The sequence below is a fragment of the Aurantiacibacter xanthus genome, assembly GCF_003584015.1.
Taxonomy (GTDB): domain Bacteria; phylum Pseudomonadota; class Alphaproteobacteria; order Sphingomonadales; family Sphingomonadaceae; genus Alteraurantiacibacter; species Alteraurantiacibacter xanthus.
Genome location: NZ_QXFM01000076.1, coordinates 1 through 16,182, shown reverse-complemented (window position 1 = coordinate 16,182; position 16,182 = coordinate 1). Strand labels below are relative to the sequence as shown.

Below are 16,182 nucleotides of genomic sequence, written 5' to 3'. Positions count from 1 at the left end.
TTGCGGGGGAGCAGTCGGCGCGGCAACGGCGGGCAACTCCTGTCGCGGTTCCGGTTGCGGAGCAGGTGCGGCCCGTTCGGGAACGGCAAGGCGCGTCGGCGCGGTCTGGGCGTTGTCGCGGTCGTAGAGGCGACCCTCGGCGAAGGGCCCGACCTCGGTATCCGCGCTCACCCGCACCAGCGGCAGCGGCGCAAAGCCGGTGTCGGCATAGGTCAGTTCCGCCGTCCCCTCGCCCGTCACGCGGAAGCGGAAGGTCTCGGGCAGCGAGCGCGGGCGCGGATCGTCGAAGGTCAGCCGCACCGCATCGCCCTGCGTGCGTCCGTCGCGCGATGTCACCTCGGCCTGCCCTTCGAGGCTCGAGAAGATCACGCCGTTGTTGCGATAGCTGCGCGGGCGGGCCCAGACGCCCTGCCAGCTGCCCTCGCCGCTCTGGCGCAGGTCGAAGCGAAAGATCGTCGTCTCGTTGATCCGCAGCGCCCAGCTGCCCTCCAGCGTCTCGGCAGAGGCGGCGGCGGGCACCATCAGCAGGGCGACAAAGGCGAGCAGAAAACGGTTCAGCATGGCGCTCGTCCTGCCAAGCAATGCCCCCCGTTGGCAAACGAAAAGGGCGCCCCGCTCGCACGGGACGCCCCTTCGTGCCGTAAAGCCTTAGCTGTTGGCGCCAACGCCCGCGGCGCGCCAGCTGTCGGCATAGGCCGTGCGGGCGACGTTCGAGTAAGGCACCGGCGAGATGACGGCCTTGATCTCGGTCTGCACGTGCGGCTCGACAGTCGGCTTCGAGGTGCCGCCGTTGGGCTCGCCCCACACCAGCTTCACTTCCTTGCCCATCTCGACCTCATCGGGGTCGATCATGGCGAGCGTCAGCATCTTGCCTTCGTTCGACGAGTAGCCGACCCAGGTCGAGACACCGATCACCTTGCCATCGGCGTTCTTCACTTCGTCGAACGGGTGCATGGCATAGACCGCGCTCGGGAATTCGAAGTACTTGGCACGGTCGCCCTCGGCGTAAAGCGACGACAGCACGCGCAGCATGTCTTCGTTGTCGAGCGCCAGCGTGACCTTCTGCTTGTGCTTCTGGCCAGCCATCTTCTCGAGCGCCTCGCGGCCCACGAAATCGTGGTCGAACTTGACGATGTGACCATAGCCGATGTCCCACGGCGTGAGGTAGTAGCCCTCGATGCTGTCGGGAACGTAGCTGCCGCCGATCGAGCACATGCCGGCATAGCTCTTGCCGTCGGCCCACTGGCGGAAGTCCTTCATCATCTGGCTGTCGCCGGTGAAGAAGGCGGGCAGCGGCGAAGGCAGCCAGCCCGATTCGAGCGTGTTCGACGAATAGGCACGACCGCCGACCAGCGTCAGGCCGTCGTTCTTGCCCGCTTCGACCAGCGCCGAGTGCACGGCTTCGTAGTCAGCCCAGGGGCCGAACAGCTCGTAGCCCGGCTGACCGGCCATGCCGTGACGCAGCGCGATCACGTCTTTGCCGTTGATGTCGATGTGCGCCATGTTGAAGAACTTGAGGTCCGGCGCGTCCTTGCCCATCGCCTGCGACAGGATCTTCATCGCGTTCGGGCCCTGGAGCTGGAAGCGATAGTTCTTGCGAACGCCGTCGGTGCGCATCGCGGTGCGCTCGTCGCGCTCCACGGTCACATCCCACTTGCTGCCGTCGGGCTTGGGATACTGGGCGTGGAACTCGACCCATTCGATGGCGGGCGCACGGCCGACCAGCGAGAATTCTTCCTCGTCGAGGTAGAACAGGATCACGTCGCCGATCACATAGCCTTCAGGCGTGACGGGCACATACTGCTTGGCCTTGTTCACGGCGAAGTTCTTGAACGAGTTGATCGCGGTGTACTCAAGCAGCGCCTTGGCTTCCGGGCCGCGCACATACAGCTCGACCATGTGGTAGCTCTGGTTGAACAGCACGGCGGTCTTGGCCCATGCGCGCTGCTCGTTGCGCCAGTTCGAATATTCGGCCGGGACGCCCGGATAGGGGTTCGGGCCAAGCTGCTGGTTGCGCAGGAATTCGACGACATCGCCCTTCGAATCCAGCTTCTGCTGCAGGTTCTCACTCATACTACTGTCCTCTCCTCGAGGGTTGCGGGTTGATCAGGTTGCCGGCGTTGCGAGCCAGCGGGTTATTGCTTCGTTGACCGCGTCGGGGGCTTCGAGCTGGATCATGTGTCCAGCCCCCGGCACGATCACGAGGTGCGAATTGGCGATCGATGCGGCAATCTGCTCGTGCTGCGCGGGCGGGGCCCAGGCGTCGCATTCGCCGGTCATCACCAGCGTCGGGCAGGTGATGGAGGCGAGCACGCTATCGACCTCGGGCCGGGTGACGAGCGCATTGATCTGCGCGTCGAACACGTCCTGCCCCATGGCCAGCGACATGGCGCGCATCGGGTCGTAAAGTTCTGGGCGCGCGCGGTTGGCCTCGGCCACCATCGGCGGCAGCCACTCGTCCACCAGCGCTGCAAAGCCATGGTCGTAGCCGATCTGCTTCAGGGCCTCGCGCTTGGCGGGCTCGCCCTCTTTCAGCGGGTGAATGCCGGTGCTGACCAGCGCAAGGCGGCGCACCCGTTCGGGCGCCATCCGGTAGACTTCCAGCGCGACCCGCCCGCCCATCGAATGGCCGAACAGATCGAAGCGCTCGGCCCCCAAGCGGTCGGCATCGGCCAGCGCGATTCGCGCCATGTCCGCAAGACTGTCAGCCAGGCCGTAGGAGTCGACCGCGTGCGAATCGGCAAAAGCAGCAGTTTGCGGGGCATAGATGCTCGCATCGCAGATCAGGCCTGGCAGAAAAATCAGCATAGTAGGAAGACCGGAATCGCCTCTCTTCGCGTTCTTGAAAATTTCATCTATACGAATAACCGGCACGCCGCTAGGGGCTTTCTATCGAGAGATCAATTGGCCTAAAGCGTCGCGCGAGCGCACGATTCTGTGGCCCGAGAGGAGACAAGCGATGTCCTACGCCGCCATTCACCCCAACTGGGAAAACCCCGCCTCCAATATGGTCGACGGCTATTCGCTGGAGATGACCGCGAAGGAGATCGAAGGCCTCAGGGAAGCAGCCCCGCTGATCCGCCCGAACACCCAGATCGCCGTTACCTTCCTGCCCGGTGAAGAGCTGTCGCAGCGCGTCGAAGCCGCCGTTCTGGTGCGCGCGCTCGGGTTCGAGCCGATCGTCCACCTCTCGGCCCGCCGCATCGAGAGCGAGGAGCAGCTTGACTGGTATCTCGGCGAAATCACCCAGAAGGCGGGCGTGAAGCGCGTCTTCATTATCGCCGGCGATCCGCCCGAGGCCGAAGGGCCCTATGAGAACTCGCTGCAGATCATCGAATCGGGCTTGCTCGAAAAGCACGGCATCACCATCGTCGGCGTGGGCGGCCACCCCGAAGGCCACCCCAACAATTCGGCGGAAGAACTGTGGGTGTGGATGCAGAAGAAGATCGACGCGGTGCGTGCCCACGGCATGACCCCGCTGGTCGTCACCCAGTTCGCCTTCGACGACGACGCGATTGTCGCATGGCTGGCCGAAATGCGCGAGCGCGGCATCGACGTGCCGGTGCGCCTCGGCGTGCCCGGACCGGCCGGTATCAAGCGCCTGCTCGGCTTTGCCAAGCGCTGCGGCGTAGGTGCCTCGGCCTCGGTGATGAAGAAGTACGGCATCTCGATCACCAACCTGATCGGCAGCGCCGGCCCGGACAAGCTGGTCGGCAACCTCGAAAAGAAGCTGACCGAGCGGCACGGCCGCGTGCGCCTGCACTTCTATCCGTTCGGCGCGCTCACCGCCTCGGCCGAGTGGATCAACGCCTACGACGCCAAGCACAGCTAAGCTGCGCACAAGCGAAGGAACAACTATGGCCGATATTATCGACGGCCGCGCCGTAGCGCGCGACCTGGACGAAAAGACCAAGGCGCGCGTCGATGCGCTGGTGGCAGCCGGGCACCCCCGCCCCGGCCTGACCGTGATCCTGGTGGGCGACGACGGCGCGAGCCAGGTCTACGTCCGCCGCAAGATCAAGGCGTGTGAGAAGGTCGGGATCACCTCGACCGAGCACCGCCTGCCCGCCGACACCAAGCAGGCCGACCTGCTCAAGCTGATCGACGAGCTGAACAACGACCCGACCGTGCACGGCATCCTGTGCCAGGTGCCGCTGCCCGATCACATCGACACCCGTCTGGTGCTGCGCTCGATCAGCCCGGACAAGGATGTCGACGGGTTCCACCCGGTCAACGTCGGACGTCTCAGCACGGGCACGGGCGGGATCGTGCCCTGCACCCCGCTCGGCGTGATGATCCTGCTCGGCACCGTGATCGACGACCTCAAGGGCAAGGACGCGGTGGTGATCGGCAAGTCGAACATCGTCGGCAAGCCGGTCGCGAACCTGCTGCTCGATGCGGAATGCACCGTCACCGTCACCCATATCTACACCCACAACCTGCCCGAGATCGCCCGCAAGGCCGACATCATCGTCGCCGCCGCTGGCGCGCCCGAGCTGGTCAAGGGCAGCTGGGTGAAGCCGGGCGCGGTCATCATCGATGTCGGCATCACCCGCATCATGGACGAGGCCACCGGCAAGGAGAAGCTGGTCGGCGACGTGGCCTTCGACGAATGCCAGCACGCCAAGGCGATCACCCCGGTCCCCGGCGGTGTCGGCCCGATGACGATCGCCTGCCTGCTCGCCAACACGGTGCAGGTGGCCGAGCGCATGGCCGAAGGCGAAGTCGCCACCGAGAGCGACTATGCCGATGCGCCGGATCGCTCTATGCATGGCTCGGCGAGCTAACCGCCTTACGAAAGACCCTGCATGACCGAACCCGATTTCGACGTCCTGATTGTCGGAGCCGGGATTTCGGGCATTTCGATGGCCGCGCATCTGGGCATGATCTGCCCCGACGCAAGCTATGCCCTGTTCGAACGGCGGCAGGCCATCGGTGGCACCTGGGATCTGTTTCGCTATCCGGGCGTGCGCTCGGATAGCGACATGCACACCCTCGGTTTCTCCTTCGCGCCCTGGCGTGACGAGAACGCCATCGCCGACGGCCCTGCCATCCTCGCCTACCTCGAACAGGTGGCCGAAGAGCGCGGGATCATCGACAACATCTATTTCGACCGCGAAGTGCTTTCCGCCGACTGGGATGCGGCCAAGGCACTGTGGCGCGTTACCGCGCGGCTGGGCGACGGCAGGACGCAGGTCGTCACCTGCCGCTGGCTCTACTTCGCGAGCGGTTACTACGACTACGACAATCCCCACGATGCGGAGCTGCCGGACCTTGGCGCTTTCGGCGGCACGGTCGCGCACCCGCAGTTCTGGCCCGACGATCTCGACTATGCGGGCAAGCGGGTGGTGGTGATCGGCTCGGGCGCGACGGCGGTGACGCTGGTGCCCGCCATGGCCCAGACGGCCAAGCATGTGACGATGCTCCAGCGCACCCCGACATGGATGGCGGCGGGCCCGCGCCGCGACCGGATCGGCAAGCTGTTCGAGCGCGTGCTGCCCGAGCGTTGGGCCTACTGGCTGACCCGGCAGAAGAACATCGCGCTGCGGACATACTTCTTCCGCCTGTCGCGTCGCGATCCGGGCAAACTGGCGGGCATGTTGCGCGACATGCTAAAGAAGCAGCTTGGTCCGGCCTACGATCCGAAACACTTCGAGCCACCCTACAATCCGTGGCAGCAACGGCTATGCCTCGTGCCCGACGGCGACCTGTTCGCAACGGTGAAAAGCGGCAAGGCAGACGTGGTTACCGACACCGTGTCCGGGTTCGATGCGGGCGGCGTGAAGCTCACCTCCGGGGCCTATCTTCCTGCCGATGTGGTGGTGACCGCCACGGGCCTGAGGCTGGTGCTGGCAGGCAAGGTGGCGGTGTCGATGGGCGGCCAGCCGGTCGACTTCACGCAGACCTATTTCTATCGCGGCACGATGTTTTCGAACGTGCCCAATCTGTCGGTGGTGTTCGGCTACCTCAACGCCAGCTGGACCCTGCGCGCCGACAACAATGCCCGCTTCGCCGCCGAGGCGGTCGCCCATATGCGCCGCACCGGCACCAGCGCCGCCACGCCCGAACTGCTGCCCGAAGACGAGCCGCCCGCAGTCGAACCGTTCGACTACACCTCGGGCTATCTCCAGCGCGCCAGGCCGCTGATGCCCAAGAACGCCGCCGAATTGCCTTGGCGGCTGAACCACGACTATTATGAAGACGCGCGCGATTTCCGCAGCCGCCCGGTATCGGACGGCATCCTGCGCTTCACCAACCCCGATCGACCCGAGGAGCCTGCCGCATGAGCAGCCAAGACCGTATCTGGACCGCCGGCCTGCTGGTGATCGGCGACGAGATCCTCTCCGGCCGCACCCACGACAAGAACATCGCCCAGATCGCCAGCTGGCTGCAGGTGCAGGGCATCCGCCTGACCGAAGCGCGTGTGGTGGCCGACGATATGGATGCCATCGCCATGGCGGTGAACGCGCTGCGCACGAGCTACGACTATCTGTTCACCACCGGCGGAATCGGCCCCACGCACGACGACATCACGGTCGACGCCGTGGCGCAGGCGCTGGGCGTGCCGGTGGTGGTGCACCCAGAAGCGCGCGCGATTCTGGAGGACTATTACACCGACAAACGAGGCGGCCTGACCGAGGCGCGGCTGCGCATGGCGCGCGTGCCCGAGGGTGCCAGCCTGATCCCGAACCGGATGTCGGGCGCGCCCGGAATCAGGTGGGGCAATGTGTTCATCATGGCCGGCGTGCCCGGCATCACCGCGCAGATGCTCGACGGGCTGACGGGCACGCTCGAAGGCGGCAAGGTGCTGCTCACCGAAACGCTCGGCGGATGGGTGGCGGAAAGCGAAGTCGCCGACCTGCTGCGCGCAACCGAGAAGGCGCATGACGGCTGCCAGATCGGCAGCTATCCGTTCTTCCGCGAGGGGCGGACCGGAGCGAATTTCGTCATCCGCTCGACCAGTCAGGAGGCGCTCGATGCCTGCGCGGCAGCGCTCGGCGCAGGCTTCACGGCGCTGGGACTGGACTACCGGCGCGGCGGGATCTGATCAGCACCGGCAGCTGTTGCGCAGGGCCGGAAGTTCTGGAATAACTCCGAGTAATGATTCTATCCGGTCATGGTTCTGGCCGGGAGCACTCGGAGGGGTAATCCATGAAGACGATACTGAGCGCATGCCTGTCGGCCACGGCAGCATTGGCCGTGCTTTCGCTGCCGGTGGCCGCGGCAGCCCAGAGCCGCAGCACCGCTGCCGTGATCGAGGACTTCCAGCCGTCTTCGCTCAACCAGCCGGGGCAGGACTATCCGCAGGTCAACTCGCAGGGCTATGTCCGTTTCCGCGTCCATGCCCCCGGCGCGGAGCAGGTGCGCGCGACCCTTGGCCTTGGCGGTGAGGGTGGCACCCAGTTGCACAAGGTCGGCGACGGCTATTGGGAGGGCACCTCCAGCGGGCCGCTCGACGAGGGCTTCCACTACTACCACCTCGACATCGACGGCGCTGTCTTCAACGATCCGGGCACGCTCAACTTCTACGGCTCGACCCGCTGGGAAAGCGGGATCGAGGTTCCCGCGCACGATGCCGATTTCTACGCGGTGAAGGACGTGCCGCACGGGCAGGTGCGGCAGGTGCTGTTCCCCTCGCCCAGCACCGACCAGCATCGCCGCGCCTTCGTCTACACGCCGCCGGGATATGACCGCGATCCTACCGCGCGCTATCCGGTGCTGTATCTCCAGCACGGCTGGGGCGAGGATGAGACCGCATGGTCGGTGCAGGGCCATGCCAACCTGATCATGGACAACCTCATCGCCGAGGGGGACGCCCTGCCCTTCATCATCGTGATGACCTACGGCATGACCAATGTCGTGCGCCCCGGCGCGCCGGGCGGCCTGAGCAGCTTCGACATCGCCCCGTTCGAGACGGTGCTGACCCGCGAGCTGATCCCCTACATCGACAGCCATTTCCGCACCCTGCCCGATGCCGATCACCGGGCCATGGCGGGGCTGTCGATGGGCGGGTTCGAGACCAAGCTCATCACCACCCGCAACCCGGACCTGTTCAACTATATCGGCCTGCTCAGCGGCGGCACCTTCTCGCCCGACGATATCGCAGCCACGCCGCAGTTCCGCGACAAGGTGAAGCTGTTCTTCGTCAGCTATGGCAGCCGCGAGCTGGAACGGCGCAACACCGCGCCTCCGGGAATGGCGGCGTTCGATCCGGTCGGCAATGCGGAGGGGCTGACCGCGATGGGGGTCAACAACGTGTTTTACGTCTCGCCCGACACCGCGCACGAGTTCCTCTCGTGGCGGCGCAGCCTGCGCGAGATGGCCCCGCTGTTGTTTCGCGACTGAGCCAGATAGCATTGACTCGCAAAGCCCTTCCCCTTGGGGAAGGGTTGGGATGGGGGTTCCACGCCAGCCAGCGTCGAGCCCCCACCCCCAGCCCCTCCCCAAGGGGAGGGGAGCAAGGCAGTCTCATCGGATGGTCGCACAAAAAAGGGGCCGGTGGATCACTCCACCGGCCCCTTTTTTCATAACCTCGAAAAGGTCAGGCGATTACGCGCCCTCGATCTCGGCGAGGTCGACCTTCAGGCCCGGGCCCATGGTCGAGGTCAGCGAGACCTTGCGGACATACTTGCCCTTGGCGCCCGACGGCTTGGCCTTCACCACTGCCTCGGTCAGCGCCTTGAAGTTCGCCATCAGCGCGTCGTCAGCGAACGACAGCTTGCCGATCCCCGAGTGAATGATGCCCTGCTTCTCGACACGGAACTCGACCTGGCCGCCCTTGGCGTCCTTCACGGCCTGCTCCACGTTCGGAGTCACGGTGCCGAGCTTCGGGTTCGGCATCAGGCCCTTGGGGCCCAGCACCTTACCGAGACGGCCGACGACGCCCATCATGTCCGGCGTGGCGATCACGCGGTCATAGTCGAGGTTGCCGTTCTGCATGTCTTCCATCAGGTCTTCCGCGCCGACCTTGTCGGCACCGGCGGCCAGCGCCTTCTCGGCATTGTCACCGCGCGCGAACACGGCGACCTTGGCGGTCTTGCCGGTGCCCGAGGGCAGCGAGATCATGCCGCGGACCATCTGGTCGGCGTGGCGCGGATCGACGCCGAGGTTCATGGCGACTTCGACGGTCTCGTCGAACTTGCCCTTGTGCTCGCGCAGGACGGCGAGCGCCTCGGTGACGGTGTAGAGCTTTTCGGCGTCGAGCTTGGCGACGGTCTGCTGCTTCTTGGTCTGCTTGGCCATGTGCTTAGCCCTCCACCACGTCGAGGCCCATCGAACGGGCCGAGCCCGCGATGATCTTCATGGCCTGATCGATGTCGTTCGCGTTCAGGTCCTTGAACTTGGTTTCCGCGATTTCCTTGATCTGCGAGGTCGTAACCTTGCCGGCGGTGATCTTGCTCGGTTCCTTCGAGCCCGACTTCAGACCGGCAGCCTTCTTCAGCAGGAAGCTGGCGGGCGGAGTCTTGGTGATGAAGGTGAACGAACGGTCCGCATAGACGGTGATCTTCGTCGGGATCGGCATGCCCTTTTCCATGCCGTCGGTGGCGGCATTGAAGGCTTTGCAGAATTCCATGATGTTGACACCGCGCTGACCCAGCGCCGGGCCGATCGGCGGCGAGGGGTTGGCAGCGCCGGCGGGCACCTGAAGGTTGATGTAACCTTCGATCTTCTTGGCCATAGTGGCCTCCTTTTTCTCACTGTCACCCTTTTCAACCCGCTCATACCGAGCTTGTCGAAGCAGGTTCATGGTAAGCGGTCAAACGGTGGCTAAGCCACCTCCCGCGCGAAGCTCCCTTTCGGGAACGCGCGCACATAGCGAAACTGGCGCCAAATGCAAGCACGATGGCGCAGCCGTCACGGCATGCTCAGTCCCGGCCATGCGCAGGTGGCAGGCCGGATCAGGCCCTAGTTGCCGCCCGGATAGTCCACACCGAGCTGTTCGAGGTACGAATCGAAGCGCGAGGAATCGTAGTAATACGGCTCCATCTGCGGGCGCAGCTCGTCCATCAGCTTCTGGTTCATCTCGATGGTGGGCATGTCTTCCGCCGCCAGCAACGGATCGTAGCTATCCTCGGCAGCCTGCACCTCGTTGAAGTAGGTCCATGCGTCAGAGACCAGCTGCGGGGTGGTGACGATATCGAGCACGGTCATCGCCGCGGCCTTGGCCCCGGCTTCGACGCCCTTGTGCGCAATCGGGGTCGCCATGGCCATGGCGGCGGTCTGGTGGTGGCCGATGGTGTTGGGAATGTTGGCCGGGAACCCGATGGTGATCGTCGGCACGGTCCACATCACGTCGCCGATATCGTCGGACGCGCCGAAGTTGCGCCCGCCGCGCAGCTCGGGCGTCGACAGCGGGCCGACCTCGGTCGAAAGCGGCGCGACGCGCAGCTCGTTCGCTTCCTGCACGCGGCGGGCGAAGGTCTGGTCCGCCTCGGTCCACGCGGGCATGCCCACCTGCTCCATATTCGCATAGGCCGCCTCGGCGAGCGGCTTGTTGCCGAAGTTGGGTGCCGCATAGCCGCGCACCCGGCGCGTGACCGTGGTGCCCGTGCCCAAGGCGGCGGCATCGGCAATGGTGTTGCCGGTCTCGTAAAGCCTGCGCACGTTGGCGAAGGTGTTGTCGCGGAAGAAGTACCAGGCCGCCGCCGTCTCGGGGACGATGTTCGGCTGGTTGCCGCCGTTGGTGACGATCGAGTGCGAGCGCTGCGTGACCGGCAGGTGCTCGCGGCGCATGTTCCACATGACATCCATCGCGGTGACCGCATCGAGCGCGCTGCGCCCGTCCCACGGCATTCCGGCCGCGTGGGCGGGCTTGCCGTGGAAGGTATATTCGACCGAGATCATCCCGTTGAGGCCAAGGTTGCCATAGCCGGTGGTCAGCGCATTGGAGACATGCGCGAAGATCGAGGCATCGACCCCGTCGAACATCCCCGCACGCACATAGTAGGCCTTGGTCGCCAGCAGCTCTTCGGCGACGCCCGGCCACAGCATCAGCGTGCCGTCGATATCGTGCGCCTCCATCACCTGCTTGGCGGCGAGCGCGGCGGCGATCATCAGCGGCATGCCCGAGTTGTGCCCCTCGCCATGGCCCGGCGCGCCCTCGATAATCGGCGTGATCTCGGGCACGCCCGGCATCTGCGACAGGCCCAGCAGATCGTCGATATCGCTGCCGAGCGCGATCTTGGGGCCGCCGCTGCCGTGGCTCCAGGTGGCGGTGAAGGCGGTGGGAATGCCCGCCACCCCGCGCTCGATGGTAAAGCCGTTCGCCTCAAGGATACCGGTCAGGTATTCGCTGGTGCGGACTTCCTGAAAACCGGGCTCGGCAAAGGCGAACACGGTGTCGACCATCACCTGAATGTCTTTGCGCTGCGCCTCGACCGCCGCGATCACCTCGGCCTTGAGTTCGGGGCTGGCCTCGGCCTGCGCCGGAAACGGTACGGCCAGAGCGCCTAGCGCCAGAGCCGCGACAAGGAGAGGATTCGTGGCAGACATGGACGCGCACCTTTGCTTGCTGGTCGGAAGGATACCGCTAGCATAGGATAAGCGCGGAGCAATTGTCGGGGAATTTTATGCGCGTTCACCCCGCCTCACGCAGCAATATTATGCTGCAAGGCGAGGTGACGCAAAAATCCGGCGCTGACTTACTTGACCAGTTCGACCTCGTCGAAGCCCAGTTCCACCGGAGTGGCGCGGCCGAAAATCGAGACCGAGACCTTGACCTTGGACTTCTCGAAATCCAGCTCTTCCACGATACCGTTGAAGCTGGCGAAGGGGCCGGCATTGACCTTGACCTGATCGCCGATCTCGTAATCGATGTGAACTTCCTGCTTGGGCGCGGCCTTGGCCTGCTCCACCCCGCCGAAGTAGCGCGCGGCTTCCTTCTCGGAAATCGCCTGCGGCTTGTTGTTGTTGCCGAGGAAGCCGGTCACCTTCGGGGTGTTCTTCACCAGGTGATAGACGTCGTCGGTCATCTTCAGCTTGGCCAGCACGTAGCCGGGCATGAACTTGCGCTCGACCTGAACCTTCTTGCCGCGCTTGATCTCGGTCACGGTTTCGGTCGGCACTTCGACCTCTTCCACGCCGTCGGACAGGCCCAGACGCTCGGCCTCGGCGAGGATCGAATCGCGCACCTTGTTCTCGAAACCGGAATAGGCGTGAATGATGTACCAGCGAGCAGCCATGTCAGTCTCTTTCGTCTCGGTGAGGCAGGTCAGATCAGCGTGAGCAGCCAGCGCACCGCAGCGCCGAACAGCGAATCAACGCCAAGGAAGAACAGCGACAGGATCGCCATCAGGATGAACACGAAGATCGCGGTCCGCACCGTTTCCTCGCGGCTCGGCCAGACCACCCTGTTGGTTTCCGCCTTCACCTGATTGAAGAACTGTCCGGGGGAGATCTTCTTCTTCGTATCGTCAGCCATTGCTCGCCTGCTGTTCGCCTGCAAAAAATATCGTCGCCTTCCGGGTAGGGATCATCGCCGCCCCGGACAAGTCCGGGAGGGGCAACAAAAAATTCCGATGTCGGAAAGCGGAGGAGCATGTAAGACGTAGCCGCGACAAACGCAAGCTTTGGCGGCACAATCGCGCAAGGCGCGCAGGAATCCGGCGAAGTGGCCCGCCAAGACAGATTAGGTCTGGCCAGCATGCCGGGCAATCGTTAGCGTCCCGGTTTGATTTTCAATGCGCGGGGGCGAAAGTATGATGATTTCACCACAAGAACCGACGTTCCTTGATCATGTTACCAACGTATCCGATTTCATCTGGGCCGGTTTATGGAATGGCGAGGAGGTTCTGCCCTTCCCGCCGATGGTCATCGTTCTGTTCGGCGTCGGCCTGTGGATCATGGTCGGGCTGCGGTTCTATCCGGTGGTCAAGCTCGGCAGCGCTTTCGCCGGGCTGTTCAAGGGCCGCAAGGGTCAGGGTGCGGGCGAGATCAGCCCCTTTGCCGCGCTCTCGACCGCGCTTTCGGGACAGGTCGGCACCGGCAACCTCGCGGGCGTTGCCACGGCCATCGCGCTCGGCGGACCGGGCGCGATCTTCTGGATGTGGATCACCGCGCTGATCGGCATGGCGCTGGCCTTCGCCGAGGGCGCACTGGCGATTCGCTATCGCGAACGCACCAGCGACGGGGTCTATCGCGGCGGCCCGATGAGCTACATCATGATCGGCCTTGGCCCGAAGTTCACCTGGCTGGCGATCATCTTCTGCGTGGGCACGCTGTTCTCCGCCATGGTGACCGGCAACGCGGTGCAGTCGAACGCGGTGGCCGACGGGCTGAACGAGCTGTTCGGCATCGACGAGGCCATCGGCGGCGCGATTGTCGCCGTGGCGGTATTCCTCGTGATCATCGGCGGCATCAAGTCGATCGGCAACGTGGCGGAAAAGGTCGTGCCGTTCATGGCCGGGGCCTATGTGGTGATGGCCTTCGCGGCGATCATGATGGACATTCAGGACATCCCCGAGACCTTCGGCCGCATCTTCCACGGCGCCTTCAACCCGCAGGCGGCAACCGGCGGCTTCGCCGGCGCGGCGATCATCATCGCGCTGCGCGCCGGTGTCGCGCGCGGGCTGTTCTCGAACGAGGCCGGGCAAGGCTCGACCCCGATCGCCCACGCCGTGGCGCAGACCGACGATCCCGAAACGCAGGGCCGCATGGCCATGCTCGGCACCTTCATCGATACGGTGGTGATCTGCACCATGACCGCGCTGGTCATCCTCACCGTGGAGGGCAACTTCACCCATGCAGGACAAGCGGTGGAACATGCCTGGCAATCGGACCTTTCCGGCTTTGCCGTGACCAGCTCCGCTTTCGCGGCGGCCTTCCCTTTCGCCATCGGCAGCGTTCCGATCGGCACGCTGGTGGCCTCGGTGGCGCTGATCCTGTTCGTGTTCACCACCCTGCTCACCTGGTCGTACTATGGCGAGCGGGCAATCACCTTCCTCTACGACCGGGTGCCCGGCTCCAACCGCAAGGGCGAGAAGGCGCTGCACATCGGCTGGCGGGTGATCTGGTGCGTCGGCATCTTCTTCGGCGCGAGCCGCCCCTCGGAGGAGGTCTGGCGGCTGGGTGACATCTCCAACGCGGCCATGGCGCTGCCCAACCTCTTGGCGCTGGCGCTGCTGTCGGGCGTGGTGTTCCAGCTCGCCAAGGGCCACCGCAAGGCGGGCAAGGACCACACCGCCGTCACCGCCGAAGAGCCCGACGAATACTGATCGGGCTCCACGCGATCTGGCCGGCCCCGCGCCTGATGCGCGGGGTCGGCGGATCGATCAGAAGCGCAGGTGACGCAGCAGGCGTTCGAGCAGGCTCGGCTCGTACATCGAGCGAACCGGGCCATGCACGGCAAGGCGCAGGCTCGCATCGCGATGGGGGCGCGGGCTCGTCCAGGGGTCGGGACGGCTGCTGGTATAAATACGGTTAGCCATAATACTCCCTCCTTCATCTGCATAACGCGGCGACGGCCATTTCGATCCGTCGCTGCTGAAGAACGGTTTATCGCAGGCCAGATGAATTGTCACTGGAGAGATCCGTTGCCCGCCGTTCATCTAGACCGGCGGGCAAGGCTAGTGATTATCGACGCGAAAACAGCCGTTCGAGCAGGCCGGGCTCGTCCATCGGCAGGATCGGTCCATGCGAGATATGACGATAGATCGGCTGGGTTGCATCGAGCGGCAGAATGCGGCGATCGCGGCGCAGGAAACTGAACATGGAATCCCCTTTCACCTGATTGTCCGTCACGCAGGACGACTGGTCTTGCAAACGGTTGTGACGCGAGACTGGTTCCCCCGCCACTGCAAAGACCGGCTACGTAGTCTTCCCGAGGCAAGGCGAGGCGGGGCCGGGGCAAGCCCTCCACCCTCGCGGACGAGCCAAAACGTCAGCACCGCAAGCCCCGCCATGCGCCAAACGTTAACTTTTGGTTCCTACCGCAGCCTCGGTCCATTCGGGACATGGGAGAAGCCTTGTGCGTGCGAGGAGCTGGATTGCTGTTGGAGCGGCGCTGCTCGCGCTCACCGGAGCGGCAGGCCTCGCCATGGCGCATCCCGGCGGACTGGCCGCCGACGGTTGCCACAACGACCGCAAGAACGGCGGCCGCCACTGCCACCGCGCGAACAGCCAGTCGGCCCAGCCACGCGCCGAACGCGTGAGCCGTTCGTCGGGCGGCGAAGTCTATTTCCCCAACTGCACCGCCGCCCGCAATGCCGGCAGGGCTCCGATCCGCCGGGGACAGCCCGGATATGGCAGCCATCTCGACCGCGACGGTGACGGAATCGCCTGCGAATAACAACGCCCGGCCCCGGACCCGATCCGGGAGGGAAACGGCACAAAATGTCGGGAGGATGCAACCACTGGTACGGTTGCGGGAAGAAAATGGCAGGGGCGATAGGATTCGAACCTACGACCCTCGGTTTTGGAGACCGATGCTCTACCAGCTGAGCTACACCCCTGCACGGGTAAGGCGCGCCTCTATAACGGCTTTTGCGCGATGGCAAGCGACGAGCGCGTTCTCGCTTGCTAAAGCCACCACAATGTCTGGCTCCGACGTTCCGATCATCGCCCCCGAAATGCTCCTGCTGGCCTATCGCAGCGGCGTGTTCCCGATGTCCGATTCGCGCGAGGATACCGACATTTTCTGGGTCGAGCCGCGCAAGCGGGCGATCCTGCCGCTCGACGGGTTTCACTGCTCACGCTCGCTGGCCAAGGTAGTGAAATCGGGGCGGTTCACCGTCACCGTCGACACCGACTTTGCCGCCGTGGTCGAGGCCTGCGCCGCGCCGCGCCCCGATCACCCCGACACCTGGATCAACCCCATCATCGCGGCGAGCTACGCCAACCTGCACGCGCTCGGCCATGCCCACTCGGTCGAATGCCGGATCGACGGCGAACTGGTCGGCGGGCTTTACGGCGTGGCGATCGAGCGGGTGTTCTGCGGCGAATCGATGTTCAGCACCGCGCGCGATGCCTCGAAGGTGGCGCTGGCATGGCTGGTCGCGCTGATGCGCCGCGCCGGATACCGCCTGCTCGACTGCCAGTTCATGACCGAACATCTCGCTTCGCTCGGCGCGGTGGAGATCGCGCGGGCGGATTACCTTGCCCGGCTGGCACACGCCTGTGCCGAGCCGCCCCGGCTCAGCCTGCCCGAAGCTTACTCAGAAGTGACGGGAGCAGCGGCCGGTGTCG

18 protein-coding genes and 1 tRNA gene are annotated in these 16,182 nt (G+C 64.9%); 8 read left to right on the top strand and 11 right to left on the bottom strand.

Annotated features, from left to right (window positions below):
• The 3 genes from D2V17_RS08595 to D2V17_RS08585 all read right to left on the bottom strand — a co-directional run.
• Positions 1-561 (bottom strand): hypothetical protein (locus tag D2V17_RS08595; RefSeq protein WP_220474089.1); only part of this gene is annotated, 561 nt, incomplete at its 3' end.
• Between the two features lie 87 nt (positions 562-648).
• Positions 649-2,073: a syringate O-demethylase gene (desA, locus tag D2V17_RS08590; protein ID WP_119592657.1), complete on the bottom strand. Its 1,425-nt coding sequence runs from the start codon at positions 2,071-2,073 to the stop codon at positions 649-651.
• Positions 2,074-2,106: 33 nt separating this feature from the next.
• Positions 2,107-2,808 carry an alpha/beta fold hydrolase gene (locus tag D2V17_RS08585; protein ID WP_119592656.1) on the bottom strand — a complete coding sequence of 234 codons (702 nt, stop codon included), beginning with the start codon at positions 2,806-2,808 and terminating at the stop codon, positions 2,107-2,109.
• A 151-nt stretch (positions 2,809-2,959) separates the two neighbouring features.
• Between D2V17_RS08585 and D2V17_RS08580 the strand changes: the two genes are divergently transcribed.
• The 5 genes from D2V17_RS08580 to D2V17_RS08560 all read left to right on the top strand — a co-directional run bounded on the left by D2V17_RS08580 (position 2,960) and on the right by D2V17_RS08560 (position 8,346).
• Positions 2,960-3,832, top strand: a complete 873-nt coding sequence (locus D2V17_RS08580; protein WP_119592655.1) for a methylenetetrahydrofolate reductase — start codon at positions 2,960-2,962, stop codon at positions 3,830-3,832.
• 25 nt (positions 3,833-3,857) lie between these two features.
• A complete protein-coding gene (folD, locus tag D2V17_RS08575; protein WP_119592654.1) occupies positions 3,858-4,787 on the top strand; it encodes a bifunctional methylenetetrahydrofolate dehydrogenase/methenyltetrahydrofolate cyclohydrolase FolD in 930 nt (309 codons plus the stop codon).
• 21 nt (positions 4,788-4,808) lie between these two features.
• Positions 4,809-6,287, top strand: a complete 1,479-nt coding sequence (locus D2V17_RS08570; RefSeq protein WP_119592653.1) for a flavin-containing monooxygenase — start codon at positions 4,809-4,811, stop codon at positions 6,285-6,287.
• Positions 6,284-7,048 (top strand): competence/damage-inducible protein A, encoded by a 765-nt coding sequence (locus D2V17_RS08565; RefSeq protein ID WP_119592652.1) that lies wholly within the window; start codon positions 6,284-6,286, stop codon positions 7,046-7,048. Before D2V17_RS08570 ends, D2V17_RS08565 begins: the two co-directional genes overlap by 4 nt.
• A 104-nt stretch (positions 7,049-7,152) precedes the next feature.
• Positions 7,153-8,346 carry an alpha/beta hydrolase-fold protein gene (locus D2V17_RS08560; protein WP_119592651.1) on the top strand — a complete coding sequence of 398 codons (1,194 nt, stop codon included), beginning with the start codon at positions 7,153-7,155 and terminating at the stop codon, positions 8,344-8,346.
• A gap of 204 nt (positions 8,347-8,550) precedes the next feature.
• On the opposite strand, the gene rplA is transcribed toward D2V17_RS08560, so the two are convergent.
• The 5 genes from rplA to secE form a co-directional block, all read right to left on the bottom strand.
• Positions 8,551-9,243: a 50S ribosomal protein L1 gene (gene rplA, locus D2V17_RS08555; RefSeq protein WP_119592650.1), complete on the bottom strand. Its 693-nt coding sequence runs from the start codon at positions 9,241-9,243 to the stop codon at positions 8,551-8,553.
• Between the two features lie 4 nt (positions 9,244-9,247).
• Positions 9,248-9,679 (bottom strand): 50S ribosomal protein L11, encoded by a 432-nt coding sequence (gene rplK, locus D2V17_RS08550; protein WP_119592649.1) that lies wholly within the window; start codon positions 9,677-9,679, stop codon positions 9,248-9,250.
• A 227-nt stretch (positions 9,680-9,906) separates the two neighbouring features.
• Entirely contained in the window at positions 9,907-11,493 is a 1,587-nt protein-coding gene (locus D2V17_RS08545) for an amidohydrolase (protein WP_119592648.1), read from the bottom strand.
• A 149-nt stretch (positions 11,494-11,642) separates the two neighbouring features.
• The gene (gene nusG, locus D2V17_RS08540) at positions 11,643-12,182 is read right to left on the bottom strand and encodes a transcription termination/antitermination protein NusG (protein ID WP_119592647.1); all 540 of its coding nucleotides are present in this window, start codon (positions 12,180-12,182) and stop codon (positions 11,643-11,645) included.
• A gap of 29 nt (positions 12,183-12,211) precedes the next feature.
• Entirely contained in the window at positions 12,212-12,421 is a 210-nt protein-coding gene (secE, locus tag D2V17_RS08535; RefSeq protein ID WP_119592646.1) for a preprotein translocase subunit SecE, read from the bottom strand.
• A 280-nt stretch (positions 12,422-12,701) separates the two neighbouring features.
• Here secE and D2V17_RS08530 point away from each other — a divergent pair, with 280 nt between their 5' ends.
• A complete protein-coding gene (locus tag D2V17_RS08530) occupies positions 12,702-14,213 on the top strand; it encodes an alanine/glycine:cation symporter family protein (RefSeq protein ID WP_245978640.1) in 1,512 nt (503 codons plus the stop codon).
• A gap of 57 nt (positions 14,214-14,270) precedes the next feature.
• On the opposite strand, the gene D2V17_RS21300 is transcribed toward D2V17_RS08530, so the two are convergent.
• The gene (locus tag D2V17_RS21300) at positions 14,271-14,426 is read right to left on the bottom strand and encodes a hypothetical protein (RefSeq protein WP_191229131.1); all 156 of its coding nucleotides are present in this window, start codon (positions 14,424-14,426) and stop codon (positions 14,271-14,273) included.
• A 145-nt stretch (positions 14,427-14,571) separates the two neighbouring features.
• Entirely contained in the window at positions 14,572-14,724 is a 153-nt protein-coding gene (locus D2V17_RS21295; protein WP_220474088.1) for a hypothetical protein, read from the bottom strand.
• 241 nt (positions 14,725-14,965) lie between these two features.
• Between D2V17_RS21295 and D2V17_RS08525 the strand changes: the two genes are divergently transcribed.
• Positions 14,966-15,286: an excalibur calcium-binding domain-containing protein gene (locus D2V17_RS08525; protein ID WP_245978639.1), complete on the top strand. Its 321-nt coding sequence runs from the start codon at positions 14,966-14,968 to the stop codon at positions 15,284-15,286.
• An 87-nt stretch (positions 15,287-15,373) separates the two neighbouring features.
• Here D2V17_RS08525 and D2V17_RS08520 read toward each other — a convergent pair.
• A tRNA-Trp gene (locus tag D2V17_RS08520) sits at positions 15,374-15,449 on the bottom strand.
• 81 nt (positions 15,450-15,530) lie between these two features.
• Here D2V17_RS08520 and aat point away from each other — a divergent pair.
• Positions 15,531-16,182: leucyl/phenylalanyl-tRNA--protein transferase (aat, locus tag D2V17_RS08515; RefSeq protein ID WP_119592645.1), on the top strand; the 652-nt coding region annotated here is incomplete at its 3' end.